This is a genomic window from Curtobacterium sp. MCBA15_016 (assembly GCF_001865105.1).
Classification (GTDB): domain Bacteria; phylum Actinomycetota; class Actinomycetes; order Actinomycetales; family Microbacteriaceae; genus Curtobacterium.
The window spans coordinates 10,951-36,256 of record NZ_MJGR01000045.1 but is presented as its reverse complement, the minus strand read 5'-3'; the positions used below and the strand labels follow the sequence as shown (position 1 = coordinate 36,256).

General features: G+C 71.8%; 26 protein-coding genes. 14 read left to right on the top strand and 12 right to left on the bottom strand.

All coding sequences use genetic code 11. The features are described from left to right. Positions 1 to 40: 40 nt before the first annotated feature. The 7 genes from mnhG to BIV03_RS16250 all read right to left on the bottom strand — a co-directional run bounded on the left by mnhG (position 41) and on the right by BIV03_RS16250 (position 7,365). A complete protein-coding gene (gene mnhG / locus BIV03_RS16280) occupies positions 41 to 397 on the bottom strand; it encodes a monovalent cation/H(+) antiporter subunit G (RefSeq protein WP_070417261.1) in 357 nt (118 codons plus the stop codon). After that, positions 394 to 738, bottom strand: coding sequence for a hypothetical protein (locus BIV03_RS16275; protein ID WP_070417260.1), 345 nt, complete (start codon positions 736 to 738; stop codon positions 394 to 396). The genes mnhG and BIV03_RS16275 overlap by 4 nt, the downstream gene beginning before the upstream one ends. After that, positions 735 to 1,322, bottom strand: coding sequence for a Na+/H+ antiporter subunit E (locus tag BIV03_RS16270; RefSeq protein WP_070417259.1), 588 nt, complete (start codon positions 1,320 to 1,322; stop codon positions 735 to 737). Before BIV03_RS16270 ends, BIV03_RS16275 begins: the two co-directional genes overlap by 4 nt. Further along, positions 1,319 to 3,019 carry a Na+/H+ antiporter subunit D gene (locus tag BIV03_RS16265; RefSeq protein WP_071296435.1) on the bottom strand — a complete coding sequence of 567 codons (1,701 nt, stop codon included), beginning with the start codon at positions 3,017 to 3,019 and terminating at the stop codon, positions 1,319 to 1,321. Before BIV03_RS16265 ends, BIV03_RS16270 begins: the two co-directional genes overlap by 4 nt. Continuing rightward, positions 3,016 to 3,426, bottom strand: a complete 411-nt coding sequence (locus tag BIV03_RS16260; RefSeq protein ID WP_022907807.1) for a Na(+)/H(+) antiporter subunit C — start codon at positions 3,424 to 3,426, stop codon at positions 3,016 to 3,018. Before BIV03_RS16260 ends, BIV03_RS16265 begins: the two co-directional genes overlap by 4 nt. Then, entirely contained in the window at positions 3,423 to 6,311 is a 2,889-nt protein-coding gene (locus BIV03_RS16255; protein WP_071296434.1) for a Na+/H+ antiporter subunit A, read from the bottom strand. Before BIV03_RS16255 ends, BIV03_RS16260 begins: the two co-directional genes overlap by 4 nt. 109 nt (positions 6,312 to 6,420) lie before the next feature. Next, entirely contained in the window at positions 6,421 to 7,365 is a 945-nt protein-coding gene (locus BIV03_RS16250) for a zinc-binding alcohol dehydrogenase family protein (protein ID WP_071296433.1), read from the bottom strand. A gap of 73 nt (positions 7,366 to 7,438) precedes the next feature. Between BIV03_RS16250 and BIV03_RS16245 the strand changes: the two genes are divergently transcribed. From BIV03_RS16245 to BIV03_RS16225, 5 genes are all read left to right on the top strand, one after another. Then, positions 7,439 to 7,855 carry a MarR family winged helix-turn-helix transcriptional regulator gene (locus BIV03_RS16245; protein WP_071296432.1) on the top strand — a complete coding sequence of 139 codons (417 nt, stop codon included), beginning with the start codon at positions 7,439 to 7,441 and terminating at the stop codon, positions 7,853 to 7,855. 99 nt (positions 7,856 to 7,954) lie between these two features. Further along, a complete protein-coding gene (locus BIV03_RS16240) occupies positions 7,955 to 8,590 on the top strand; it encodes an SIS domain-containing protein (protein ID WP_083403493.1) in 636 nt (211 codons plus the stop codon). Continuing rightward, positions 8,565 to 9,083 carry an HAD-IIIA family hydrolase gene (locus tag BIV03_RS16235; RefSeq protein WP_071296431.1) on the top strand — a complete coding sequence of 173 codons (519 nt, stop codon included), beginning with the start codon at positions 8,565 to 8,567 and terminating at the stop codon, positions 9,081 to 9,083. The genes BIV03_RS16240 and BIV03_RS16235 overlap by 26 nt, the downstream gene beginning before the upstream one ends. Positions 9,084 to 9,107: 24 nt before the next feature. Continuing rightward, a complete protein-coding gene (locus BIV03_RS16230; protein WP_071296430.1) occupies positions 9,108 to 10,148 on the top strand; it encodes a D-alpha-D-heptose-7-phosphate kinase in 1,041 nt (346 codons plus the stop codon). Beyond that, on the top strand, positions 10,121 to 10,831 hold the full coding sequence (locus BIV03_RS16225) for a sugar phosphate nucleotidyltransferase (RefSeq protein WP_139199417.1): 711 nt from the start codon (positions 10,121 to 10,123) through the stop codon (positions 10,829 to 10,831). Before BIV03_RS16230 ends, BIV03_RS16225 begins: the two co-directional genes overlap by 28 nt. Before the next feature lie 28 nt (positions 10,832 to 10,859). Here BIV03_RS16225 and BIV03_RS16220 read toward each other — a convergent pair whose 3' ends face one another. After that, a complete protein-coding gene (locus BIV03_RS16220) occupies positions 10,860 to 11,660 on the bottom strand; it encodes an SDR family NAD(P)-dependent oxidoreductase (RefSeq protein WP_071296428.1) in 801 nt (266 codons plus the stop codon). A 61-nt stretch (positions 11,661 to 11,721) separates the two neighbouring features. Between BIV03_RS16220 and BIV03_RS16215 the strand changes: the two genes are divergently transcribed. Beyond that, positions 11,722 to 12,444 carry an SDR family oxidoreductase gene (locus BIV03_RS16215; protein WP_071296427.1) on the top strand — a complete coding sequence of 241 codons (723 nt, stop codon included), beginning with the start codon at positions 11,722 to 11,724 and terminating at the stop codon, positions 12,442 to 12,444. Beyond that, positions 12,441 to 13,094, top strand: coding sequence for a FadR/GntR family transcriptional regulator (locus BIV03_RS16210; protein ID WP_071296426.1), 654 nt, complete (start codon positions 12,441 to 12,443; stop codon positions 13,092 to 13,094). Before BIV03_RS16215 ends, BIV03_RS16210 begins: the two co-directional genes overlap by 4 nt. 3 nt (positions 13,095 to 13,097) lie before the next feature. Here BIV03_RS16210 and BIV03_RS16205 read toward each other — a convergent pair whose 3' ends face one another. Both BIV03_RS16205 and BIV03_RS16200 read right to left on the bottom strand, forming a co-directional pair. After that, complete coding sequence (locus tag BIV03_RS16205) at positions 13,098 to 14,060, bottom strand: glycosyltransferase (RefSeq protein WP_071296425.1); 963 nt, start codon at positions 14,058 to 14,060, stop codon at positions 13,098 to 13,100. Continuing rightward, positions 14,057 to 15,025, bottom strand: a complete 969-nt coding sequence (locus BIV03_RS16200) for a GDP-mannose 4,6-dehydratase (protein ID WP_071296424.1) — start codon at positions 15,023 to 15,025, stop codon at positions 14,057 to 14,059. Before BIV03_RS16200 ends, BIV03_RS16205 begins: the two co-directional genes overlap by 4 nt. A gap of 81 nt (positions 15,026 to 15,106) precedes the next feature. On the opposite strand from BIV03_RS16200, the gene BIV03_RS16195 reads away from it, so the two are divergent. From BIV03_RS16195 to BIV03_RS20265, 5 genes are all read left to right on the top strand, one after another. Further along, positions 15,107 to 16,255 carry a glycosyltransferase family 4 protein gene (locus BIV03_RS16195; protein ID WP_071296423.1) on the top strand — a complete coding sequence of 383 codons (1,149 nt, stop codon included), beginning with the start codon at positions 15,107 to 15,109 and terminating at the stop codon, positions 16,253 to 16,255. Positions 16,256 to 16,316: 61 nt separating this feature from the next. After that, a complete protein-coding gene (locus BIV03_RS16190; RefSeq protein WP_071296422.1) occupies positions 16,317 to 17,195 on the top strand; it encodes an SMP-30/gluconolactonase/LRE family protein in 879 nt (292 codons plus the stop codon). 71 nt (positions 17,196 to 17,266) lie between these two features. Continuing rightward, the gene (locus tag BIV03_RS16185) at positions 17,267 to 18,412 is read left to right on the top strand and encodes a glycosyltransferase (RefSeq protein WP_071296421.1); all 1,146 of its coding nucleotides are present in this window, start codon (positions 17,267 to 17,269) and stop codon (positions 18,410 to 18,412) included. A 7-nt stretch (positions 18,413 to 18,419) separates the two neighbouring features. Continuing rightward, entirely contained in the window at positions 18,420 to 19,571 is a 1,152-nt protein-coding gene (gene rlmC / locus BIV03_RS16180; protein WP_071296420.1) for a 23S rRNA (uracil(747)-C(5))-methyltransferase RlmC, read from the top strand. A 335-nt stretch (positions 19,572 to 19,906) separates the two neighbouring features. Further along, complete coding sequence (locus tag BIV03_RS20265; RefSeq protein ID WP_071296419.1) at positions 19,907 to 20,590, top strand: transglycosylase family protein; 684 nt, start codon at positions 19,907 to 19,909, stop codon at positions 20,588 to 20,590. Positions 20,591 to 20,654: 64 nt separating this feature from the next. On the opposite strand, the gene BIV03_RS16170 is transcribed toward BIV03_RS20265, so the two are convergent. Continuing rightward, positions 20,655 to 21,869 (bottom strand): LCP family protein, encoded by a 1,215-nt coding sequence (locus BIV03_RS16170; RefSeq protein WP_139202030.1) that lies wholly within the window; start codon positions 21,867 to 21,869, stop codon positions 20,655 to 20,657. Between the two features lie 63 nt (positions 21,870 to 21,932). Continuing rightward, the gene (locus BIV03_RS16165; protein WP_070417245.1) at positions 21,933 to 22,355 is read right to left on the bottom strand and encodes a MarR family winged helix-turn-helix transcriptional regulator; all 423 of its coding nucleotides are present in this window, start codon (positions 22,353 to 22,355) and stop codon (positions 21,933 to 21,935) included. 76 nt (positions 22,356 to 22,431) lie between these two features. Between BIV03_RS16165 and BIV03_RS16160 the strand changes: the two genes are divergently transcribed. Both BIV03_RS16160 and BIV03_RS16155 read left to right on the top strand, forming a co-directional pair. Further along, positions 22,432 to 24,558: an efflux RND transporter permease subunit gene (locus BIV03_RS16160; RefSeq protein ID WP_071296418.1), complete on the top strand. Its 2,127-nt coding sequence runs from the start codon at positions 22,432 to 22,434 to the stop codon at positions 24,556 to 24,558. A gap of 12 nt (positions 24,559 to 24,570) precedes the next feature. Continuing rightward, the gene (locus BIV03_RS16155) at positions 24,571 to 25,221 is read left to right on the top strand and encodes a GntR family transcriptional regulator (protein WP_083295114.1); all 651 of its coding nucleotides are present in this window, start codon (positions 24,571 to 24,573) and stop codon (positions 25,219 to 25,221) included. Positions 25,222 to 25,306: the final 85 nt, after the last annotated feature.

The window sequence follows — 25,306 nt, the reverse complement described above, 5'->3', positions numbered from 1 at the left end:
ACGGTGCGGGCCCGCACCGTCCCTCCATTCCGTCACCTGGTCACGACTCCGTGTCGTCGACCAGCAGGTCCTCGTGGCGGTAGTCGTCCGCCCGCAGCCCCGCGCGGGCGATCATGTGCGTCGACACCGGCACGAGGAACAGCTGGAACACCATGATCGGCAGGACGACCCACAGCGCCGTCCACGTCCACACGGCGACCACGATCGCGGCGAGGGCGAACGCCAGCCCGAGCACCTGCGGCTTCGCCATCGCGTGCAGCCGGACGAGCGGGTCGGGGAACCGGACGATCCCGACGCCGGCGCCGAGCGACAGCACCGCCCCGACGAGCAGCAGCCCGACGGCGATCCACGCGCGGACCCCGGCGCCGTCGATGAACCCCTGGATGATGTCGATCACTGGGGACGCTCCTGGTCGTCGGCGTGCTCGGGCGTGGTCACGGTCAGCCCCTCGTCGGACGGATCGGAGGACGGGGTGACCGCACGGGCGACGGCGATCGTGGCGAAGACGCTCGTCGCTGCGATCACCACGAGGACGGGTACGGCCGTCAGGTCCCGCCGGATCACCATCGCGGCGCCGATCACCACGAGCGCGGTCGTCAGCACCATGTCCGAGCCGATCATCCGGTCGAGGATGGTCGGGCCCCGCACGATGCGGAGGACGGCGAGCACGAGGGTGGCCCCGAGCAGCGCGAGCACCAGGGCGATCGCGATGCCCATGACGACGACTGCGGCGCTCATCGCGTGACCTCCGGCAGGGGTTCGGACAGTTCGGAGAGGTCCTGCTTCGACCCGAGCGCCCGGATGACGAGCGTCTCGATGCCGAGGGCCTCACGGCGGGCCGCGTCGACCTGCTCGACCCGCTCGGTGTCGAGGACGTGCAGGAGCAGCCGGCGGCGTCGCAGGTCGACGTCGGCGACGTACGACCCCGGCACGAGGGAGATCGCGAGCGTCGCCAGGGTGAACGTCATCTCGGAGGTGGTGTGGAGCTGGACGAGCGTGATCGAACTCCGCCGGACCCCGCGGGGGCGGAGCGCGACCCAGGCGACCCGGAACGAGGCGAGCACGACCAGCCCGGACCACACCACCAGGAACCACGCGGCGTGCGGGATCGAGAACCGGGCGGACAGCGGCACCGGCGGCAGCGGGAGCAACTGCGTCACGAGCAGCGCGACGACGATCCCGCAGAGCAGGGTCAGCGGCGTCCACGAACCCCAGAGCAGCGCCCAGAGCACGGTCAACCCGGCGACGAGCGGGACGTCGTAGCGCCACGCGACGGCGATGCGCCGCGCGTTCGTGATCCGACGGGTGCTGTCCGCGGTCATCGCGTCCCCCCGAGCACGGCCTGCACGTAGCGGTCCGGGGACTCGAGCGACTCCGCCGCGCGGGTCGCGTAGCCGTACAGCGGGCCGGCCACGACGGTCAGGGCGACCGACCCGAGGACGGCCACGGTCGTCACGCCGACGAGCATGCGCGGCAGCTTCACGCGCGCGGGGGCTTCGCCGACGCCGTCCTGCGTGGCCGTCGGTGCGGTCTCCGGACTGGAGGCGCGACTCGCGTGCGGTGCGTCGGTGACCGTCACCGAGCCTCCTGGGTGGAACGCCTTGCCCGTGTCCTCGGACACGGTCAGCGGCGCCGGTTCCGGCGACCGCAGGTGGGCGTGCGGCTCTGCGGTGCTCGCGTGCGGGGCGGCTGCCTCGGCCGCGGGCTTCGGACGCCAGAACGCGGCGTCCCAGACGCGCATGAGCGCGTACAGGGTCAGGAGGCTCGTCACGACACCGGCGGCGATCGTCGCGTAGGCGAGGGGCGAGCCGTCGATCGCCGCGGCACGGAAGAGGCCGAGCTTGCCGATGAAGCCGGAGAACGGCGGGATGCCACCGAGGTTGAACGCCGGCACGAGGTAGAGCGCGGCGAGCAGCGGGGCGGCCTTGAGCAGCCCACCGAGCGATCGGGTCGAGGTCGTCCCGCCGACGCGTTCCATCAGCCCGGAGACCAGGAAGAGCGTCGTCTGCACGACGATGTGGTGGACCGTGTAGAACACCGCGGCGGCCGTCCCGGCGACCGAACCGAGGCCGACACCCATGACCATGAACCCGATGTGGCTGATGAGCGTGAAGGACAGCAGTCGTTTCACGTCGGTCTGCGACACCGCACCGAGCACGCCCACCACCATCGTCAGGATCGCCACGATGAGGAGCACGGTGTTGAGCTGCGGTCTCGGGAAGATGATCGTCTCGAGCCGGATGATCGCGTAGATGCCGACCTTCGTCAGCAGGCCCGCGAACACCGCCGTCACCGGGGCCGGCGCGGTCGGGTAGGAGTCCGGCAGCCAGAACGCCAGCGGGAACACGGCGGCCTTGATGCCGAACCCGATGAGCAGCATCGTGTGGAGGAGCAGCTGCACGTGCTCGGGCAGGGCAGCCATCCGCTCGCTGATCTGGGCGATGTTGACCGTGCCGGTGGCGCCGTACACGAGGCCGATCGCCGCGAGGAAGATCGCCGACGCGATGAGGCTCGTCACGATGTACGTGGTGCCCGCCCGCACGCGCTGCTCGCTGCCGCCGAGGGTGATGAGCACGTAGCTCGCCACCAGCAGCATCTCGAACGCGACGTACAGGTTGAAGAGGTCCCCGGCGATGAAGGAGTCGAGCACGCCGGCGGCGAGCACGAGGTACGTCGGGTAGAAGATCGTGACCGGCGCCTCGCCGTCGTCGGCCGCGAGACCCTGTCCGATCGAGAAGAGCAGGACGACGAGGAGCACGCTCGCGCTCACGGTGAGGAGCAGCGCGCTCAGCCGGTCGACCACGAGCGAGATGCCGTACGGCGCGTCCCACCCGCCGACCTGCACCACGATCGTGCCGTGCTGGTCGACGAGCACCATGAGTGTCGCGGCGACGGCCAGGGCGACGACGAGCACCACGACGGTGATCGCGCGCTGCAGCTTCTGGTGGTTGAGGAGTCCGAGCGCGACCGCGGCGCCGAGCAGCGGGACGAGGACGAGGAGCGGGACGAGCCAGGTCATCGGGTCGCCTCCTGTTCTGCGTCGGTGGTGGTCTCGGGGTCTTCGTCGGCGGGTTCGTCGCGTTCCCGACCGATCGCGACGTCGGCCTCGTCGACCTCGACCTCGTCGGCGCGGGAGAGCTTCCACGAGCGGTGGATGAGGGCCAACAGGAACGCGCTCACGGCGAAGGTGATGACGATCGCGGTCAGGGCGAACGCCTGGGGGAGCGGATCCGTGATGCCCTCGGAGCTCTTGCCGATCGGCGGGTTGCCGGCAGCACCGGACATCACGAGGAGCAGCAGGTTGAGGGCGTTGCCGAGCAGGAGGAAGCCGAGCAGCATCCGGGTCAGCGAGCGTTCGAGGAGCAGGTAGACCCCGCAGGAGAACAGCACCGCCATCGCGATGACGAGCACGAGGGTGACGGTCACGTGGCGCTCCCTTCCGGGGTGGGGGCTTCGGTCATGTCCTGCACGGGCGTCGAGGCGTCCTCGAGGCGCTGCCGGTCGACCTCGGCGCCGAGGCTGCGGAGGACGTCGAGCACGAGGCCGACGACCACGAGGTACACGCCGATGTCGAAGAACGTGGCGGTGACGAACTCGACGTGGCCGAGCACCGGGACGGTGGCCTCGAAGAACTCGGAGTACAGGGCTTCCCTGCCGAAGAACATCGGCACGAGGGCGGTGATCGCGGCCGTGGCCACACCGAGGCCGAGCAGCCGTCCGGCACGGACCGGGGCCGCGGCGCCGAGCTCGGCCGGGCCACCCGCGAGGTACCGGGCCGCGAGGGCGATGCCCGCGACGAGACCACCGGCGAACCCGCCGCCCGCCGCGTTGTGCCCGGCGAAGAGCAGGTAGACCGACAGGACGATCAGGCCGTGGAACAGCAGGCGGACGACGACGTCGAGCAGCGCCGAACGGCCGGTCGGGATCGCGGCGCTCGTCGGCAGCCAGGCGCGGGGCTCGCCGTCCGTGCGCTCGTCGCGGTCGGCGGTCAGACGGGCCGGCAGGTCGCGGAGGCGGGGGAGCGTGTCCTCGCGGGAGTTCACGAAGATCAGGCTCGCGACGCCCGTCGCGGCGGCGACCACGACGGTCAGCTCGCCGAGGGTGTCCCAGCCTCGGAGGTCGACGAGGGCCACGTTCACGACGTTCAGGCCGTGCCCGAACGAGCTCGTCAACGCCGGCAGGTCCGGCCAGAGCGGCTCGGCCGTCCGTGCCGATGCGGCGACGACGACCACGATCGCGAGGGTCAGCCCGGCGAGGCCCGCGAAGAGCGCCCGCACGACCCGGAAGCGGGACGGGTTCGCGGTGGCGATCCGCGGGGGGAGCCGGCGCAGCACGAGCACGAACGCGATGAGCGTCACCGTCTCGACCACGAGCTGGGTCAGCGCGAGGTCGACCGCTCCGTGCAGCACGAACAGGACGGACATGCCGTACCCGGTCACACCGACCAGCACCGCCGCGGCGAAGCGGGTCTTGGCGGTGAGGACGGCGATCGCGGCGATCGACATGACGAGGACGACGGGGATCTGTCCCCACGAGTCGGCGAACCGGACGTGGAACGCCCACGGTCCGCCGATGACCAGGTTGACGAGCGCCCCGGCGACGAACACCGACAGGATGACGGTCAGGTAGTAGGGGAGCGAACCGCGCTGGACCCCGGCGGTGAGGCCCGTCGCCACCCGGTCGAGCCCGCGCATGAGGTGCCGGTAGATGCTCGACGCGCTGGGGGAACCCGCGAGGCGGTGCTGGAGCGCCTCGACCGGGCGGCGCAGGGCGAACAGCGCGAGCCCGCCGACGAGCGTCACCGCGGAGAGGCCGAGCGCCGGCTCGAGACCGTGCCAGAGCGCGAGGTGCGGGACCTCGCCGGGGAGGGCGGCGGCGTGCGCGGCGGGCTCGATGCCGTGCGCCACGAGGGGCGTCGCGAGGCCGAGCGCGAGACCCGTGAGCGCGAGGACCGACGGGACGACGCCGAGGCCGTGCAGGCCGTGCGGTTCGGTGTCGGGCACGCCGGGCTTCCGGGCGAAGGCGCCCCACAGGAACCGCAGCGAGTAGGCCACGGTGAGCACTGAGCCGATCGTCACGCCGACGAGCGCGAACCACGCCCACCCGGCGTCCGGGCCGTGCAGCGAGTCGATGAAGCCGGTGAGCACGGCCTCCTTCGCGACGAAGCCGATCGTCGGCGGGATGCCCGCCATCGACAGCAGTGCGAGGACGGCCACGACCGTCAGCCAGGGCATCCGGCGTCCGAGACCGCTCAGGCGCGCGAGGTCGCGGGTGCCCGTGACGTGGTCGATCGCCCCGACGACGAGGAACAGGGTCGACTTGAACGCCGCGTGGGCCACCAGCAGCGCCACCCCGCCGAGGGCGACCTCGGGCGCGCCCCACCCGGCCGCGAGCACGAGGAAGCCGAGCTGGGCGACCGTGCCGTAGGCGAGCAGGAGCTTGATGTCGGTCTGCCGGAGCGCACGGTACCCACCGATGAGCATGCCGAGCACCCCGAGCACGGTGATGGTCTCGCGCCACCCGCCGAGGAGCGCGAACGCGGGGGCGAGCCGGGCGACGAGGTAGATGCCGGCCTTGACCATCGCCGCGGCGTGCAGGTACGCGCTGACCGGGGTCGGGGCGGCCATCGCGGCGGGGAGCCAGAAGTGGAACGGCACGATGGCGGACTTCGTCAGCGCGCCGAGCAGGACGAGCACGACGGACACCGAGACGATCGTCCCCGACGGAGGGTCCTGGACGATCCCGGAGAGCGACGTCGTCCCGGCGGTCACCGACAGCACCACGAGACCGGCGAGCATCGCCAGACCACCGGCGGTGGTGACCACGAGCGCCTGCATCGCCGCCGCGCGACTGGCACGCTTCACCGAGTCGTGGCCGATCAGCAGGTACGAGAAGACCGTCGTCGCTTCCCAGAGGACGAACAGCACGATGACGTCGTCGGCGACCACGAGCCCGTACATCGACCCGGCGAAGGCGGTGAGGACCCCGGCGAACCGACCGAGTCCGGGTTCGTCCGGCCCGAAGTACGTGGCGCAGTACACGAGCACGAGGGCACCGACCACGCTCACCACGAGGGCGAGGACCCACGAGAGGGCGTCCATCCGCAGGGCGATCGCGAGGTCGAGCTGCGGCACCCACTGGAACCGCTCCGTGACCGCGCCGTGCAACGCCGGACCGGTCTGCGCGACGGTCAGGACCGCGGCTGCTGCCGGTGCGAGGGCCGCCACGTAGAAGACGCGGCGGCCGAGGACGGGGGTCAGGGCGGGGACGATCAGGGCGACGATCGCGAACGCGACGAGGACGATGACCATCGGGCACCTCCTCGGGGTCGGGCTGCAGTCCGGCTCACTGGGCCCTCACAGCCTACGGAGAAGGGGATGTGGAGTTCCTGAGTGGGCGGACAGGGAGGCCGATCGAGGATCAGGCTTCCAGCACCACTCTGCCCGCCGAAGCACCGACCTGTCCGGCCCAGGCCGCCTCGACCTCCGCCATGCGCACCGCCGTCGCGTCCACCCGGATGGTCCCGTCGGCGATCGCCGCCACGATCCCCGGGAGCTCCGCGACGAACGCCGCCCGACCGACGGAACCCTGGCCGCTTCCGACGATGGTCAGGCCGGACGCACGGAGCGCTGCGGAGGGGATCCGCGCCTCCTGGCCCGCCGTGGAGCCGATCGCCACCCAGTCGAGCCGGCGTCCGCGCTCCTGTCGCGCCGTGACGAGTGCGCGCATGACGTCCGCGGCGGGCTGGCCCCACACGTAGTCGATCACGACGTCGACGTCCGCGGCTGCCGTACCGACGGCGTCGACGTCGTCGAGCGGGACCACGACGTCCGCGCCGAGTGCCGGCAGCGCTCCGAGTCGTGCCGCGTCCCGTCCGCTCGCGACGACGTGCTCGGCGCCGAGGTGCTTCGCGACCTGCACCGCCGCGGAGCCGGAGGCGCCCGTCGCGCCGAGTACGAGGACGCGGCTGCCGGCGGCGAAGTCGATGCGGCGTCGGAGCGCGACCCACGAGGACATGACCGGGTTCGCGCCGGCGGCGACCGCCACCGGGTCGGCGCCCTCGGGCAGGACGACGCTCGCCCGCGGATCCACGGCGACCCGCTCGGCCATCGTGCCGCGGGTGTCGCTCGCGACGGCGAAGTAGCGGAGCGTCCCGTCCGGGAACCGCCCGACCGCGTCGACGCCCGGGACGAGGGGGAGCGCCCCCTCGCTGGTGTAGTGCGACCCGTCGGCCTGGGACCGCACCCGTGGGTGGAGTCCGGCGGCGACGACGTCGACGACCACCTCGTCGGCGGTGGGGACGGGGTCGGTGAACTCCTGCCAGACCGGGGTCCGGCCGAACTCGGTGACGACGGCTGCGTGCATGACTGCCTCCTGAAAGGTTCGTGTTACGAACAAAGTAGTTCGTAACACGAAGTGAGTCAAGTAGGCTGACGGCATGCAGGAGATGACGGAGGACGAGCGGCTCGTCGACGCCCTCGGCGAGAGTGCGTTCCGGACGATGGGTGCCCTGACCGGCATCGCGGCGGATGCCGGGCTGTCGCTGACGCAGCTGCGGGTGCTCGCGATCCTGCGTGACCGGCGGATGCGGATCGGCGACCTGGCGCAGTACCTCGGCCTCGAGAAGTCGACGATGACCGGGCTGGTGGCGCGCGCGTCGGCCAAGGGGCTGCTCGGGCGGGTGCCGAACGCGGAGGACGCCCGGGCGGTGGACGTCGTCATCACCGATGCCGGGCTCGACGTCGCCCGATCGCTCGAGGCGGCGATCCGGGAGTCGCTGCTGCCCCTGACCACCCGGTTGTCCGTGGGGGAGCGGGGGGAGCTGCGGGTGTTGCTGGAGCGGATGCTGCGCTGAGTCTTCGAATATGAAATGCTTGCGTGTGATATTTCGACAAGGTAGCATGGTTCCGCACCCACCTCCGGTGCGCGAACGAGAGGCAGCCCGATGCGCAGCATGGAACGAATCTTCCGCGACACCATCGCAGTGAAGGAGCGAGTGCTCCAGGATCGAACGCTGCTCGACGCGGCCGATGCAGTGGCGGACGCCATGATCGCCACCTACCGCAGCGGCGGCCGCGTCTACTTCTGTGGCAACGGTGGCAGCGCCGCCGACGCGCAGCACTTCGCGGCCGAACTGAGCGGTCACTTCATCTTCGACCGACCGCCCCTCGCAGCCGAAGCGCTGCACGGCAACGCCTCTCACATGACCGCGGTCGCCAACGACTACGACTACGAGAGCGTCTTCGCCCGGGCGCTGACCGGCTCCGCACGTCGAGGCGACCTGCTGGTGGCCATCAGCACCTCGGGTGACTCCGCGAGCATCGTCCGCGCAGCCGAGGCCGCACGGGTCCACGGGGTCTCCGTCGTCGCCATGACCGGTGCCGGTGGCGGCGCACTCGCAGCCCTGGCCGACATCGCGCTCCGCATCCCGTCGAACGAGACCGGCCGGATCCAGGAGTCGCACATCGTCTTCGTCCACGCGATCTCGGAGCGTGTCGAGCACGTGCTCTTCGCCGACGAGTACAAGCTCCCCGCCGAGCGCCCCTGCGCCTTCGAGTCCGCCGATGTGGCCGCTCTTCCTCGACCGTGACGGCGTGGTCAACCGGCGGATCGCCGGTGACTACGTCCGGAGCGTCGAGGAGTTCGAGTTCCTCCCGGGGGCGCTCGACGCGCTCGTGTCCCTCGCGTCCTGGGCACCTCGGATCGTCATCGTCACGAACCAGCAGGGCGTCGGGCGCGGGATCATGTCGGCCCGTGCCGTCGACGAGGTGCATGCCGAGATGACCGCTCGGGTCGCCGCCGCGGGTGGGCGCATCGACGACGTGCTCGTCTGCCCGCACCTCGCCGGTACCTGCCGGTGCCGCAAGCCGCTCCCCGGGATGCCGCTCGGCTGGCTCGCCGACCACCCTGAGGTGGACCCCAGCCGGTCGACCATGGTCGGTGACTCCGACTCCGACATCGCGATGGGACGAGCCCTCGCACACCATACCGGCGGGTGCCGCACCGTCCGCATCGGGGTCGGGGACCCCATGGCAGACCAGTCCTTCCCCTCCCTCGCCGCGTTCGCCGCGTCGATCGCCTGACACCCGCCCGAACGGAGACCAGCCATGCACACCATCCGCAGTCGCGCACCCCTCCGCCTCGGTCTCGGCGGTGGCGGCACCGATGTGTCGCCCTACTCCGAGGACTTCGGCGGGCGTGTCCTCAGCGTCACCATCGACCGCTACGCCTACGCGACGGTCTCCCCGGCAGCGTCCGGTGTCGAGTTCCACTCGCCGGATCGACAGTGCACCGGCCGTGCCGCGCACGCGGACCTCGACGCGCTGCTCTCCGACTTCGGGCTCCACGTCGCCGTGTACCGCCGCATGGTCCGCGACCACAACGGCGGCCACGACGTCGCGCTTCGCCTCGCCACCGAGGTCGATGCGCCACCGGGGTCCGGGCTCGGGTCGTCCTCGGCGCTCGTCGTCGCGATGGTGCAGGCGATGGCAGAGTTCCTCGGCGTGAGCCTCGGCCAGTACGAACTCGCCCGCACGGCCTGGGAGATCGAGCGCGTGGACCTGGGGCTCGCCGGCGGTTGGCAAGACCAGTACAGCGCAGTGTTCGGCGGTTTCAACTACATGGAGGCCGACCGTGAGCGCGTCGTGGTGAACCCCTTGCGGATCCCGCGTGAGGTGCACGCGGAGCTCGAGGCGTCGCTCCTTCTGTACTTCGGTGGAGTGTCCCGAGACTCCGCCGTGGTCATCGAGCAACAGCAGGGGAACGTCGTCGCCGGTCGCGAAGACGCCCTCGCCGCGACCCACACCGTCCGGGCCGAGGCTGAGCGGATGAAGAACGCGCTCCTCGTCGGCGATGTCCCGGAGTTCGCCGCGAGCCTGAACGACGGCTGGCTCGCGAAGAAGCGGACGGCGGCGAGCATCAGCAACGCCGCCATCGAGCGAGCCCACGAGGTCGCCTCACGGCACGGGATGATCGCCGGCAAGGTCTCGGGAGCCGGAGGAGGTGGCTTCATGATGCTCGTCGTCGATCCGGAACGCCGGCTCGAGGTGGCTCGTGCGCTCGAATCAGAGTGCGGCGGCACCGTGACGGGAGCCCACGTGACACACCACGGCGTCGAGTCGTGGCCCGTCACGAAGGCGGTGCGCTGATGCAGGTGGTGGTGCTCGCCGGGGGCCTCGGGACCCGGCTCCGCGGAGTGATCCCGGACAGCACCCCGAAACCGATGGCGACCGTTGCCGGTCGGCCGTTCCTCGAGTGGCTGCTCGAGGACTGTGCGCGAGCGGGCGCGACCGAGTTCGTCCTGCTCGTCGGGCACCACGCGGACGTCATCCGTGACCACTTCGGCTCCGCGTTCGCCGGCGTCCCGGTCCGGTACTCGACGGAGACCGGCCCTCGGGGGACCGGCGGAGCGGTCCGGGACGCCCTCCCCCTGCTCCGCGATCGCTTCGTCGTGATGAACGGCGACACGTACGGCGCCGCCGAACTCCCGATGCTCGTCGCCGCCCTTGACGACGCCGACTTCGCGATGACCCTCGCCACCGTCCCCGACGTCGGGCGTTTCGGCGGGGTCGACACGGACGGCGCGCGCGTCGTGGCGCTCCGCGAGAAGGGATCGACGGGGCGGGGGCGGATCAACGCGGGTGTCTACGGCATGCGCAAGCGGTTCGTCGAGACGTTCCCGGCCGACCCGTTCGTCTCGTTCGAGCGCGACGTGATGGAGGTCAGGATCCCGGAACTCCGGCCGCCCTTCGTCGTCGGGGGTGCGACCTTCTTCGACATCGGGGTCCCGGACGACCTGCGCGCGGCCGACGCCTGGTTCCGCGAGCGCTGACGGACGAACGGGCCGTGGGACAGCGCCCTCAGCGCCCGTGCGCCCGCGCCGGGATCTGGGTGGCCAACTTGCCGCCGGACACGTCCAGCAGCGTCCCCGTGATGTACCCGGCGGCGTCGCTCGCCACGAACACGAGCAGGTCGGCCACGTCGTCGGCCGTCTCCCACCGACGGAGCGACAGGGTGTCGAGCAGGCGGTCCTGTGCCTCGGCGGGCATCGTCGCGAAGCCGTTCATCGCCGTCGGCACCATCCCCGGGGCGTACGCGTTCACGGTGATGTCCCACGGGCCGAGCTCCGATGCGAGCACCCGGGTGAACGCGACGACCGCCGACTTCGACGCGGCGTAGGCAGCGCTCCCGACACTCGGTACGATCGCCGCGAACGACGCCGCGTTGATGATCCGTCCGCGCCCGGCGGCCTGCATCACGGGTGCCACGGCCTGGCTCATCAGGAAGGTCCCGCCGAGGTTCACGTCCATGCAGCGGCGCCAGTCGTCCCACTGCAGGTCGGCGACGACACCCTCGACGTTGATGCCGGCGTTGTTCACGAGCACGTCGATCGTGCCGTGCCGGGCGACGACCTCGTCCACGGCGGCGCGGACGGAGTCGGCGTCGGCGACGTTGCAGCGCACCCGGTCGACCGGCAGCGCGGCGCCGGCGGCGGCCTCGTCCCCGGAGGCGGGCGCGTCCGCGGCAGCGGGTTCGTCGAACGCCAGGTCGAGCGCGACGACCCGGCACCCCTCAGCGTGGAACCGCGCGGCGATCGTGGCACCGATGCCGCGCGCGGCTCCGGTCACGACGACCACGCGGTCGGTCAGGTCGAGGTGCATCGTCGCTCCCGTCGTCGGTGCGGCCGTGGTCCGGTCGCAGCAATAGGCATACTATTCCCCCATGAACGACGCACGCGTGCTCTGGATCACCGGCGGCGGCAGCGGCATGGGAGCGGCGAGCGCTCGTGCGGCGGCCCGCGACGGCTGGACGGTGGTGCTCAGCGGACGCCGGGCGGACCGGCTCGCCGCGGTCGCGACCGAGATCCGCGACGAGGGTGGGACGGCGGACGTGCTCCCCCTCGACGCGAACGACCCGGAGGCCGTCGCCGCTGCCCGCGACACCCTGCTCGCGCAGTACGGGCGGCTCGACGGACTCGTCCTCGCCGCCGGGCTCAACAGCCCCGAGCGTCGGTGGGACGACCAGTCGCTGCCGGACTTCCGCGCCATCGTCGACACCAACCTCACCGCCGTCGTCACGGTCGTCGACGCGGCGCTGCCCGCGCTGCGCGAGTCCGGCGGGATCGTCGTCGTCGTGTCCTCGTACGCGGGCTGGTCGTTCCAACCCGGGGCCGGGGTCGCCTACTCGGCGTCGAAGACCGCGCTCGGCTCCGTCGTCCGGACGCTCAACCAGCAGGAGGCCGGGCACGGCGTCCGAGCGACCCACCTGTGCCCCGGCGACGTCGCCACCGACTTCCTCGACCAGCGCCCCTCGGTGCCGGACGCGGCCGCACGCGCGGTCATGCTCCAGCCGGAGGACATCGCCCGCTCGGTCTCGTTCGTGCTCGAGGCCCCGTCGTACATGCGCGTCGACGAGCTCGTGGTCAGCCCGGTCTCCCAGCGGTGATCTTCGACCGGGTGCTCGACGGGCTCGGCGCCGCGATCGTCGACGGATCGCTGCCGACGGGGCACCGCGACAGCATCGACGGGTTCGTCACCCGCACGGGCTCGAGCCGCAGCATCGTCCGCGAGACCGTCCGCGTCCTCGTCGGTCTCGGCCTCCTCAGCGCCGGTCGTCGCGTCGGGCTCCGGGTCCTGCCCGCGTCGGAGTGGGACGTCCTCGACCCGCGCGTCATCGGCTGGCGGCTCGCCGGTCCGGAGCGTGGGGTCGTCCTCGGGGAGTTGCGCGCGCTGCGCCGCGCGGTCGAGCCGGTGGCCGCTGCGGCAGCCGCCGGGCGCGCGTCCGACGCGTCGCACCGTGCCGACCTGGAGGCGCTGCTCGCCGCCGCCGACCGCCTCGCCGCCGCCACGGGTCCGGACGACGCGGCCACGTTCCTCCAGGCAGACCGCGAGGTCCACCGACTGGTGCTGGAGCTGTCCGGGAACGCGATGTACGGACGGCTGCACCGCGTGGTCGCGCGCGCACTCGACGAACGTGCGGGCATCCGCCCCGACGCGCACGACGTGGGCCTCCACGCGGCCGTCGCGCGCGCGGTCGCAAGCGGCGACGAGAGCGGTGCGTCTCGCGCCATGCAACAGATCGTCGACCGAGCGTGAGCGTCAGCGAACCACGCGCCAGCTCTCCGTGCACCGGGCGAAGTAGTCGCTCTGTACGGTTTCGAGTGACGGGCCTTCGCCGTCGATGACGGCCTCGATCGCACGTTCGTACGCGGCGGCGTCTCCGTCCGTCGCGACGAGACCGGGGTGCCCGGCACCGAACAGCCCGCGGAGGAAGTCGGTGTCTTCGCCGACCGTCGGCGTCCCCATCTCGACGGCTCGCAGTGAGACGCCGGACTGGAAGTACTGCCGGTACGTCAGCAGGTGCACCCACGAGCGGCCCAGGAGGTGCTCGAGCTCGTGCTCCGCGACGAACCGGTTCTCGACGGTCCAGCCCTCGATCTCCGGCCAGCCTCTCCCGACGATCGTCGTCTCCCACCCCCGCGCTCGGAGCCGCGGACCGAGAGCGGCGAGCAATTCGACGTTCCGGGCCGGCTTGTACTGACCGGCGACGAGGATCGACGGTCGGGCTGTCTTGTCGACGTGGCGTCGCGTGCTCAGCATCGGGTGCAGGACACTCTCGATCCGGTGGTGCGGAAGTGCCTGGCGCGCGATGGCGAACGCGTGGTCGTTGGAGACGAGGACGGTCGGGCGGTGCTCCGCGGGGGCGGCGGCTGCCCAGCGACGTGAGCGCTCGGAGTGCCCGTACTGGCGTCGGAGCGGAGCCGGGTCGTGCAGCATGACGTAGCGAGGGCCGTTCGGCGACGACCAGAGCCGGGTCTCGAGGAGACCGAGGCTCGGCCACGCCTGGAGGACCGGTCGCCGCTCGGCGCGCTGGCGCCGGAGGTTGTGGACCGCGTTCGCCAACATCCGCGCCTTGCCGAGGGCTCCGGGGAAGCCCTCGACCGGACGAGACCAGTGGGCCTGCGTCGCTGAGCCCCCGCCGCTCGCGAAGACGTCGTGGAGCTGTCGCTGGTAGTGGTGCTGCACGACCGGGATCGGGTCGGAGAACAGGAGGTCGATCACCGCGCACCTCGGGCGTACTGGACCTGCTCGAACGCGAGGACGTCTGCGATCGTCGTTTCGAGGCCGATCTCCGGACGCCAGGCCGTGTGCGACCGGATCTTCGACGTGTCACCGAAGATGATCGCCTCGTCCGACGGGCGGAGGAGGAGCGGGTCGACCTCCGTCGGCAGGCGACGTCCGGCCGCACGGAAGTACATCTCCAGTACCTCCGAGATGCGGTAGGCGCGGTCTGCGCAGATGTTGTACACCTCGCCGGGGCGGCCGGTCAGCGAGAGGTCACGGAGCGCCCGGACCATGTCGCGCACATCGATGATCGCGCGCTGGGTCTCGAGGTTGCCGTGGCGGACCGGTGTCCCCTCGTGCAGCGCTCGGACGACTGCACGGCCGAAGTCCGAGACCACGTCGTTGCGCTTCCGGGTGCCCGTGCAGTTGAAGATGCGCGCACGGACGGCTCGGATGCCGTGGTTCGCGTGGTACTGGTACGCGAGGAGGTCTTGGCTGACCTTGCTGACGCCGTAGGGGTGCAGCGGGAGCAACGGGGTCTCCTCGGTCACCGGGACGTTCGCGGGTGTGAGGCTCGCCCCGTACTCCGCCGACGAGCACGCCACCACGACGGTCGGGTCGTACTCGGGATCCAGACGGCGGACGTCGAGGACCGCTTCGAACACGTTGATCGTGCCCTCGGAGTTGACCCGCATCGTGGTCCACGGGTCCGTCCACGACACCGTTGGCAGGCTCTGCGCAGCGAGGTGGTGGATGACGGAGGGCCGGTGCGCCGCGATGGACCCCGTCACGGCATCGCGATCGAGGACGTCGAGTTCCCGGAACCGCACGGAGGGGTCGACGGTCGAGAGGTCGATGGTCGGGTGGAGCGAGGTCGCGACCACGTCGTCCCCGGCACTCATGAGGAGTTCGGCGAGGTGGGAACCCATCATGCCGCCGGCTCCGGTGATCAACACAGTCATCTCTGCTCCTTCGTTCCGTTCCAGTGTATTGTATATCAGTAGATATGTCATCAGCCGGTATCGCGACAGGGAGACGAAGTGATGGTCGACAAGGAACCGCGGGTCCGAACCACTCCGGCCGCGAGCATGCGGATCGTCCCGGAACTCCGGGCCGCGCACATCGAGCGACACCGACTCGGGACCCCTGCCGAGCTGCTCTACCTCGACACGAACTACGACCTCGCGGGCACGCCGCTCGTCGCGGGCATCCGACGCGTCACGATGCCGGGCGCGCTGCGGCGGTTCCTGCGCACCGGCGCCACCACGCTCGAGGTCCCCGAGCCGTACTGGATGCGCTTCTGGCCGAAGCACCTCGGGCTCGTGCTCGGCTTCAAGGCCGCGGGCGTGCTCCGGCGCCGCCGGCACCGCGTCGTCACCTACGCGATGGAGAACAACGCCCTCGCGACCCTGGTCGGCGGGCGGCGTCGGGTCCCCGGGTGGGCCGTCCGGGCCGTCGCACTCCTCATCGGCGGTGTCGCGCGCCTCACCCTGGACCGCATCTGCTTCGCGAGCGACGCCGCCCGGGTCGCGTACGCACGACTCCCGTTCCTGTCGGGGGTCGACCAGCGCACGACGCTCGAACTCCCGCGGGCGAACGACACGTCGGTGTCCGCCGAGCCGCTCTCGTGCGTGTTCCTCGGGGTGCTCGAGGAACGCAAGGGGCTGCGCGGGCTGACGATGGCGTGGAGTGCCGTCGAGGAGGCGCTCCCGGACGCGCGGCTCTCGATCGTCGGCCCCGGGCCGCTGCAAGCCGAGCTCGAGGCGTGGGCAGCGCGCCGTCCGGACAGCCGGACGGTGCTCGGACGGTTGCCCCACGGCGAGGCCGGCGCGCTGCTCGCGTCGAGTTCCGTGCTGGTGGCCCCGTCCGTGCCCGACGGTCGGTGGATCGAGCAGATCGGCCTCCCGATCAAGGAGGCCCTCGCCGCTGGGCTGACGGTGGTCACGACGGACCAGACCGGTCTGGCGCCCTGGCTCGTCGCACACGGGCACGAGGTCGTCGACGTCGATCCGTCCGGGCTCCCGGAGCGGCTCGCAACGGCGCTCGTCCGGGCGCTGCGGAACCCGCTCGATCGTGACGAGGTCCGCGCCGCCCTCCCGGACCGTGACGGACGACTCGTGGCCGACGCGTGGTTGCACGAGCTCGTCGGTGGCACCTCGTCGGCAACCGGTGCACCCGAGGCCGACGGGTAGGGTCGATCCGCGGCCGAACTCCGACCGCGCCGCACCGCGGATCGTGTTCGAAGGAGAGCACATGTCGTTCACCGATCTCGTCCCCGACCCCGGCGCCGTCGAGCGCATCGCGACGGGCAGCACCTGGGCCGAGGGGCCGTGCTGGATCCCCGCGAGCCGGACCCTGCGGTGGTCGGACATCCCGGGCGACCGCATCCTGCAGTGGCACGCCGGCTCCGGTGAGACGTCGGTGTACGCCGAGGGGGTCGAGTTCACGAACGGCCGCACCCTCGACCGCGACGGCAGCGTCGTGCAGTGCTCGCACGGGAACCGACGGGTCGAGCGCGACCGGGACGGGGTCGTCACGCCGATCGTGGACGCGTGGGACGGCGTCCGGTTGAACTCCCCGAACGACGTCGTGGTCGCGCGGGACGGCAGCGTGTGGTTCACCGACCCGGCGTACGGCATCACCCAGCCGCGCGAGGGGCACCCGGGCGAGCGGGAGTACGGCGACCACTGGGTGTTCCGGTGCGGCCCGGACGGTGCGGACCTGCGGCCGGTCGCCACCGACCTCGACGAACCGAACGGGTTGGCGTTCGACCCGACCGAGCAGGTGCTCTACGTCGCGAGCTCGTCCGGCGACGACCCGGTCATCCGGGCGTACGACCGGCGGGGCGGCCGGGGCGACCTGCTCAAGAACGGTCGGGTGTTCGCGCGGTTGGAGCCCGGCGAGGGCGCCCCGGACGGCATCCGCGTCGACGTGCACGGCAACGTGTGGTCCTCGTCGCACCGGGGCGTGGTCGTGTTCGACCCGGACGGCACCCGGCTCGGCGACATCGCCGTCCCCGAGGTCACCGCGAACCTGTGCTTCGGCGGCGACGACGGCACGACGCTGTTCCTCGCCGCGACGACGTCCGTGTACCGGATCGCGACCACGACCCGGGACGCCGCCGCCGAGTAACCCGCTCTTCCGTCACCTGGAACTGCAATGTAGAATATCATTGCAGTCATCAGGTGAACGAGGGAGCGGGTATGTCCAAGCGTGTGGCGATCATCGGGACGCGCGGGTACCCGTCCTACTACGGCGGGTTCGAGACGGCCGTGCGGCACATCGCACCGCACCTGGCCGACGCCGGCTGGGACGTCACGGTCTACGGCCGTCCCGGACAGGAACGGGTGGACGACCCGTCCCTCGACCACCGGGTGACCCGACGCACGACCCGTGGCCTCGAGTCGCGGTCGCTCTCGACCCTCACGTACGGCATGACCGCCGTGCTCGACACGATCCGACGACGGCCGGACGTCGCGCTCGTGATGAACTGCGCGAACGGGTACTGGCTCCCGCTCCTGCGGCTCGCCGGCATCCCCACCGTGGTCAACGTCGACGGGATCGAGTGGGAGCGCGCGAAGTGGGGGCGGCTCGCCAAGGCGGTGTTCAAGACCGGCGCCCGGGCCACCGCACGGTTCGCCGATCGGCTCGTCTTCGACGCCGATGCCATCGGGGACTACTGGCGTCGCGAGTTCGGCCGCTCCGGCGTGATGATCCCCTACGGCGGCACGGAGTCCGACGTCCTGCCGCTGCACCCCGACGACGCGCACCTCGCCGGGCGACCGTTCGCCCTCGTGGTGGCGCGGTTCGTGCCGGAGAACACGGTGGCCGAGTTCCTCGTCGCCGCGGAGCGCATCGCCGAGCGCCACCCGGTCGTCATCGTCGGGTCGACGGGCTACGGCGGGGAGCTCGACACCGCCGCGCAGGACCTCGCCGACCGGAACACGGGCGTGTCCTGGCTCGGCCACGTGTCCGACGACGACCGGCTCTTCGCACTGTGGCAGCATGCCGGCGCCTACTTCCACGGGCACAGCGTCGGCGGCACGAACCCGGCCCTCGTGCAGGCGATGCACTGCGGGGCGCCCACCGTGGCCCGCGACACCGTGTACAACCGCGAGGTCCTCGCCGGCACCGGCGTCCGGTTCGTCCAGCCCGACCCCGGCGCGATCGCCGATGCCGTCCTCGACCTGCTCGCCGACCCCGTCGAGCAGGAGCTGCTCCGGGGCAGCGTGCGTGACCGGGCCCGCTCGGCGTACACGTGGTCGGGCGTCTGTGGCGCGTACGAAGACGCCCTCGAGCAGCAGACCCGCGGCGTCACCGTCCGGAAGGCGGCCGCTGCCGTATCCTGACTCGGCCATGCAGTGCGACTACTTCGACCGCGGGGTGTGCCGCTCGTGCACGCTCATGGGGCAGCCGTACGCCGAGCAGGTCCTCGACAAGGAACTCCGCACGCGCGAACTCCTGCACGACGCGGTCGAGGCCGCCGGGGGTCCGGGCTCGGTCGAGTGGCTGCCCGCGATCACCAGCCCCGAGTCCGCGTACCGCAACAAGGCGAAGATGGTGGTCGGCGGGACCGTCCAGCACCCGACGGTCGGCATCCTCGACCACCGGCAGCGCGGGGTGGACCTGCGGCACTGCGGCATCTGCACGCCCGGGATCCAGCACGCGCTCCCGATCCTCGCCGGGTTCATCGCGGACGCCGGGCTCATCCCGTACGACGTCGCCACCCGCCGGGGCGAGCTGAAGTTCGTGCTCGTGACGGAGTCGCCGGACGGGGAGCTCATGGTGCGGTTCGTCCTGCGTTCCGAGGGACAGCTGGCGCGCCTCCGGCAGCACCTCGACGCGCTCCACCGGGTGCTGCCGAACGCCGTCGTCGTCACCGTGAACCTGCTCCCGGAGCACAAGGCCGTCACCGAGGGGGAGCAGGAGATCGTGCTCACCGAGCGGGAGACGCTCTCGATGCGACTCGGTGACGTCACGATGCACCTCCGCCCGCAGAGCTTCTTCCAGACGAACACGCACGTGGCCACCGAGCTGTACGCCCAGGCCTCGGCGTGGATCGACGAGGTGGCGCCGGCGTCGATGTGGGACCTCTACTGCGGCGTCGGCGGCTTCGCCCTGCACGCCGCCCGCCCCGGTCGCGCGGTGACGGGCATCGAGACCAGCCGCGAGGCCGTGCGATCGGCGGGGCAGTCGGCGCGCGAGGCCGGCCTCGAGGGCGTCCGCTTCGCCGCGGACGACGCGACCGAGCACGCGCTCCGTGCCCGTCCCGACGCCGTCCCCGAGCTCGTCGTCGTCAACCCGCCGCGGCGCGGGATCGGCGAGACGCTGTCGACCTGGCTCGAGGAGTCGGACGTCCGGCACGTCGTCTACTCGAGCTGCAACCCGGTGACCCTGGCGAAGGACCTCGCGCGGATGCCGTCGCTGCGCCTGCGGCGCGCGCGGGTGCTCGACATGTTCCCGCAGACGGGCCACCTGGAAGCGGTGACGCTGCTGTCCCGAGGGTGACCGACCGGCGGACGGGAGGCGCGGGTCGGCGCCGCCACGTGCCTCCTGGCCGTCATTGCCAGGGAATTGCCAAGGTGACGTACCCGGGTCCGCCGCGATGACCATGCCCATGGGGATCCACGCGTACAGGTTCCGTCCCCGGAGACATAGCACCAACGGGTAGAACCGTTTGTCTCGGTTTGATAACGGTGAAGAGTTTCCTATGGTGGCCGACCGAGGCGCCACCGGCACGAGACCACTGCCCCCGGCGGCGCACCCCACGACACGACCGCGATCGGTCGGGACGGGCAGTGGCGATCGGCTCTCGATCCGTGGTCCCGGTGGAGCAATCAACCATGAAGAAGCTTTCTCGTACCCGCACCATCGTCGGTGGCCTCGCCTTCGCAGGCATCGCCGCGACGGGTGTCGGCCTCGCGGCGGCGCCCGCGAACGCAGCATCCGGCTCGACCTGGGACGCCCTCGCGCAGTGCGAGTCCGGCGGCAACTGGGCGATCAACACCGGCAACGGCTACTACGGCGGCCTCCAGTTCAACCTCGGCACCTGGCAGGCGAACGGCGGCACGGGCAACCCGGCCTCCGCGAGCCGTGCGACCCAGATCGCCGTCGCCGAGCGCGTCCTCGCCTCCCAGGGCTGGGGCGCATGGCCGGCCTGCTCCGCCCAGCTCGGGCTGAGCGGCACGACCGGCGCCGCCCCGCAGGCCGCCGCTCCGGCTCCCGCCGCCCCGACCCAGCAGGCTGCCCCGCAGCAGCAGGCGCCGGTGCAGCAGGCCGCCCCGCAGCAGGCCGCGCCGTCGACCCCGGCCCCCGCGACCGAGGCGGCTCCGGCTGCCCCGAGCAAGCCCGCGGCCGTCAAGACGAGCGGCAAGACCTACACGGTCGTGTCGGGCGAGACCCTCGACAGCATCGCGACGAAGCTGCGCATCGACGGCGGCTGGAACAAGCTCTGGGCCGCGAACACGTCGACCATCGACGACGCGAACCTGATCTACGCCGGCCAGGAGCTCCAGCTCCCCGCCTGATCGTTCCTCCGATCGACAGGACGCCCGGTGACCGTGTGGTCACCGGGCGTCCTGCTGTGTCCGGCTACTGCGGGTTGTCGGCCAGCCACCCGGCGACGTCGTTCGAGCGGAGCGCCTGGGACAGCGACTGCACGGCGATGGTGTTCACCGCGACGTAGGACTGTCCGTCCGCCGAGGTCCCGCCGCCCGCGGTCGGCATCGTGAACGTCCGCAGGTCCGACGGCCGGACGTCACGCAGGGACCAGCCGAGGTCGACCATCGTGCCGGCGGTCAGGCCGGCGTCCACCGACAGGTACTCGCTCGTCGCCCGGACGAAGTCCTGCACGCGCCCGGGGTTCGTGAGGGTGTCGCGCGAGAGGAGTCCGTCGATGATCCCGCGCATGAACGCCTGCTGGTTCCGGACGCGGGTGTGGTCGGCGTCGGCGAAGGCGTACCGCTCGCGGACGAACGCCAGGGCCGCGTCGCCGTCGAGGTGGTTCGCGCCGGCGGTGAACTCATGGCCGCGGGCCGAGAACGCCGTCCGTGACTGCACCGTCACCCCGCCGAGCGCGTCGGTCATGCCCGAGAAGCCGGCGAAGTCGATCTCGGCGACGTGGTCGATGCGCACGTCGAGCAGGCGTTCGACCGTCTGGACCGTCAGCGGGACCCCGCCCCAGGAGTACGCCGCGTTGATCTTCGCGGTGCCGTGGCCGGGGACCTCGACCCACGAGTCGCGCATGATCGACATGAGGTACACCGCCCGCTTGTCGGCCGGGACGTGGGCGAGCATCAGGGTGTCCGAGCGACCACCGGCAGCGCGGTCGCCGTCGGGGTCGGCGCCCTGGCGGGAGTCCGATCCGATGAGCAGGATGTTCTGCGCGCCCTCGGTCGGAGCGGGGCGCGCGCCGGTCGGGAACGGGTCGGCGAGGACGTCGGCGTCGAAGCTGCGGACGAGGCCCGCGATGAAGAGGCCGGCGACGACGGCGAGCACCGTGGCGACGGCGACGAGCGAGCCGGCGGTGCCGAGGACGGCGACGAGGAACGGGCGCTTCCGGCGGCGTCGGCGCCGCTTCCGGCCGTTGCTGCTCCGGCTCCCGCTCCGGCTCGAGCCGCTGCTGTGGGGCCTGCGGGCGCTCGATCCGCTCCGGGGTGCCCGCGGTGCGGAGGCGTCGGTGCCCGCGTCGGCGCCAGCGTCGGCGGCGGCGATCGATGCTGCCTGCGCTGCCGCCTCGGCCAGTTCGGCCGCATCGGCTGCTTCGGCTCGTTCGGCGGCCTGACGGGCTGCTCGGCGCTCGGACATCGGGTCTCCTGCGGGTCGGGTCGGTCGTGCTACCGACTCCGCGAGTCTACCGTATGTGGTATATCAACCGCTAGGTGTTCGGTTCGGCCGGTGCTTCTCGAGCAGCAGGGTCAGGGCGCCCCGCAGTGCGGCGTCGTCCGGCAGGACGTCACGCTCGATGTGCCGGGCGGTCTCCCATGCCTCGCGCCCGTGCTCCGTCACGGTGACGATCCGCCGTCGCCGGTCGTCCGGGTGCGGTGAGCGTTCGACGAGCCCGTCGCGCTCCATGCGCTCGAGTGTGCGGGACATCGTCTGCGGCTGCACGCGTGCCGTCCGGGCCAGGGTGTCCGCGCCCGTCGGGCCGGTCCGCACGAGGATGTCGATCGCGATGAGCGCCGCGTGCGGGAGGCCGATCGCACGCAGACGCTCGTCCCAGTCCCGTTCGATCGCCCGGGCAGCGGCGGAGAGGAGACGCCCCAGCGGCCATGCGTCGGGGGTGTCGTCCATGCCCCGAGTCTACGGATCCCGTTCCTTCGATCTCTCTAGTAATCAGCATGCTGACGATTGGAGTACGCTCACGGACGTGTCCCGCTTCCTCCGCATCGTCCTCCCCGCGCTCGTCATCGTGGTCTGGCTCGCGATCGCCTCCGTCGGCGGTCCGTTCTTCGGCAAGATCTCCGAGGTGTCCACGAACGACCAGACGTCGTTCCTGCCGGCATCGGCGGACGCCACCAAGGTGCAGGAACGCGCGTCCGAGTTCCGGCAGGCGTCGGGCGCACCGGCGATCATCGTGCTCGAGCGCGACGGCGGCCTGACGGCTGCGGACCAGCGCGCCGCGACCACCCTGGCCCAGCGGCTCGGGGACCGCGACGACGTGCAGGGCGTCAGCCCGGTGATCCCGAGCGAGGACGGCGACGCGGTCGAGATCGTCGCCACGCTGACCCAGAGCGCGGACACCGGTGACGCCGTCGAGGCCGTCCGCGCCGACGTCGAGGACGCGCTGCCGTCGGGGGTGCAGGGCTACGTCACGGGTCCGGCGGGCTTCACCGCCGACCTCACCGAGGCCTTCGCGGGCATCGACGGGCTGCTGCTCGGTGTGGCGCTCGCCGCGGTCTTCGTGATCCTCATCATCGTCTACCGCTCACCGCTCCTGCCGATCCTCGTGCTCGGTACCGCGACGTTCGCCCTGTGCGCGTCGATCCTCGTCGTGTGGTGGCTCGCCAAGGCCGACATCGTGACCGTGAACGGCCAGGTGCAGGGGATCCTGTCGATCCTCGTCATCGGCGCCGCGACCGACTACGCGCTCCTCTACACCGCACGCTTCCGCGAGGCACTGCGCGACCACCGCACCGGGTGGGACGCGACGAAGGCCGCCCTGCGGGGGAGTCTCGAGCCGATCCTCGCCTCGGGCGGGACCGTGATCGTCGGCGTGCTCTGCCTGCTGCTCTCCGACCTCAACTCGAACAAGGCACTCGGTCCCGTCGCGGCCATCGGCATCGCGTTCAGCCTCCTCGCCGCGCTCACCCTGCTGCCCGCGCTCCTGCTGGCGTTCCGGCGCGCGGCGTTCTGGCCGCTCCGCCCGAAGTACGGCAGCGCGCACCCCGTCCTCACCGGGCCCGATGCCCGTGGGCTCTGGGCACGGGTGGGTCGGCTCGTGGCGCGCCGCTCCCGTGTGGTCTGGATCGTGTGCACCGTCGGGCTCCTCGCGATGGGCACCGGCCTCGTCGGACTCAAGGCCGACGGCGTCCCGCAGAGCGACCTGGTCATCGGGAGCTCGCAGGCGCGCGACGGTCAGGACGTGCTCGCGGACCACTTCCCGGGCGGGTCCGGCAGCCCGGCACAGGTCATCGGCGCCGCGTCGAGGACCGACGAGCTCGCCGCTGCGATCACGGGCGTGGACGGCGTGGACAGCGTCGTGGCGGCCGCGAAGGACGCCCCGTCCGGCACCGTCCCCGTGACGACGAGCGGCAACCCGGGCGGCGCCGCCGGTGGGACCCCGACCGTCTCCCGCGGCGACGTCCTGCTCGAGGCCACCCTGTCCGACCCGGCCGACTCCGACGCCGCCGAACAGACCGTGCGTGCCCTCCGCACGGCGGTCGAGCGGGTGGACCCCGGCGCGATCGTCGGTGGCGCGACCGCGACCGCCGTCGACACGAACGACACCGGCATCCGGGACCGCACGCTGATCATCCCCGTGGTGCTCGCGGTCATCCTGCTCATCCTGATGCTGCTGCTCCGGAGCATCGTGGCGCCGCTCGTGCTCATCGGCAGCGTCATCGTGTCCTTCGCCGCGGCGCTCGGCGTCGGTGCCCTCGTGTTCGACCACGTGTTCCACTTCCCCGGGGCCGACCCGAGCGTCCCGCTGTACTCGTTCGTGTTCCTCGTGGCGCTCGGCGTGGACTACAACATCTTCCTCATGACCCGGGTGCGCGAGGAGGCCCTGCAGCACGGTCCGCACGAGGGCGTCCTGCGCGGGCTCGGGGTCACGGGCGGCGTGATCACCTCGGCCGGGGTCGTCCTCGCGGCGACGTTCGCGGCGCTCGGCGTGATCCCGATCCTGTTCCTCGTGCAGATCGCGTTCGTGGTCGCCTTCGGCGTGCTGCTCGACACGATCGTGGTCCGCTCGTTGCTCGTCCCCGCGCTGGCGTACGACCTCGGGCGCCGGGCCTGGTGGCCGTCGCGCCTGTCGCGTCCGGCCCATCACATGTGACACGCTGGGCGCATGCCAGTTCCTTCGACGCAGCCCGCCGCCGAGCGGAAGCTCCTCCGTGACACCGTGCAGGACAAGATCCGGGACGCGATCATGGACGGCACCCTGGAACCGGGCGAACGGCTCAACGACGACGACCTCATCGCCTGGCTCGGTGTCTCCCGCACCCCCATCCGTGAAGCACTCGCCGAGCTCGCCCGAGCCGGACTCATCGAGATGGCGCCGAACCGGTACACCCGCGTCGCCGCCCCGACGAAGGACGAGCTCCTCGACGCCTACCGCACGCTCGGCGTGATCTACGGCGGTGTCGCCCGCCTCGCGACGCCGCGCTTCACGGACGCGCAGCGCAAGAAGGTCGTGAAGACCCTCGACGACGTCACGGCGCAGGTCGAGGCCCGGCACCAGGGCGAGGTCGCCCAGCACGGCGCGGACATCTACGCGATGTGGGCCGACCACTGCGGCAACCCGTCGCTCGAGCAGCTCTGCAAGGCGACGACGGACGGGCTCGCGTTCAAGCTGCGGGTGCCGGAGCTGGCCGAGCTGGTGCCGGCCGAGGTCGTGCTGCCGGAGCTCGAGAAGCTCAAGGCCGCCGTCGTCGCGAAGGACCCGATCGCCGCCGAGCTCGCCATGGAGGCGATCCACCTGCTGCCGTCGCGCGACTGACGCGACGAGCGCGACCGGCGCGACGAGCGCGACCGGCGCGACCACCTGACGGCCAGGAGGCGCGGTGCGGGCCCGCACCGCGCCT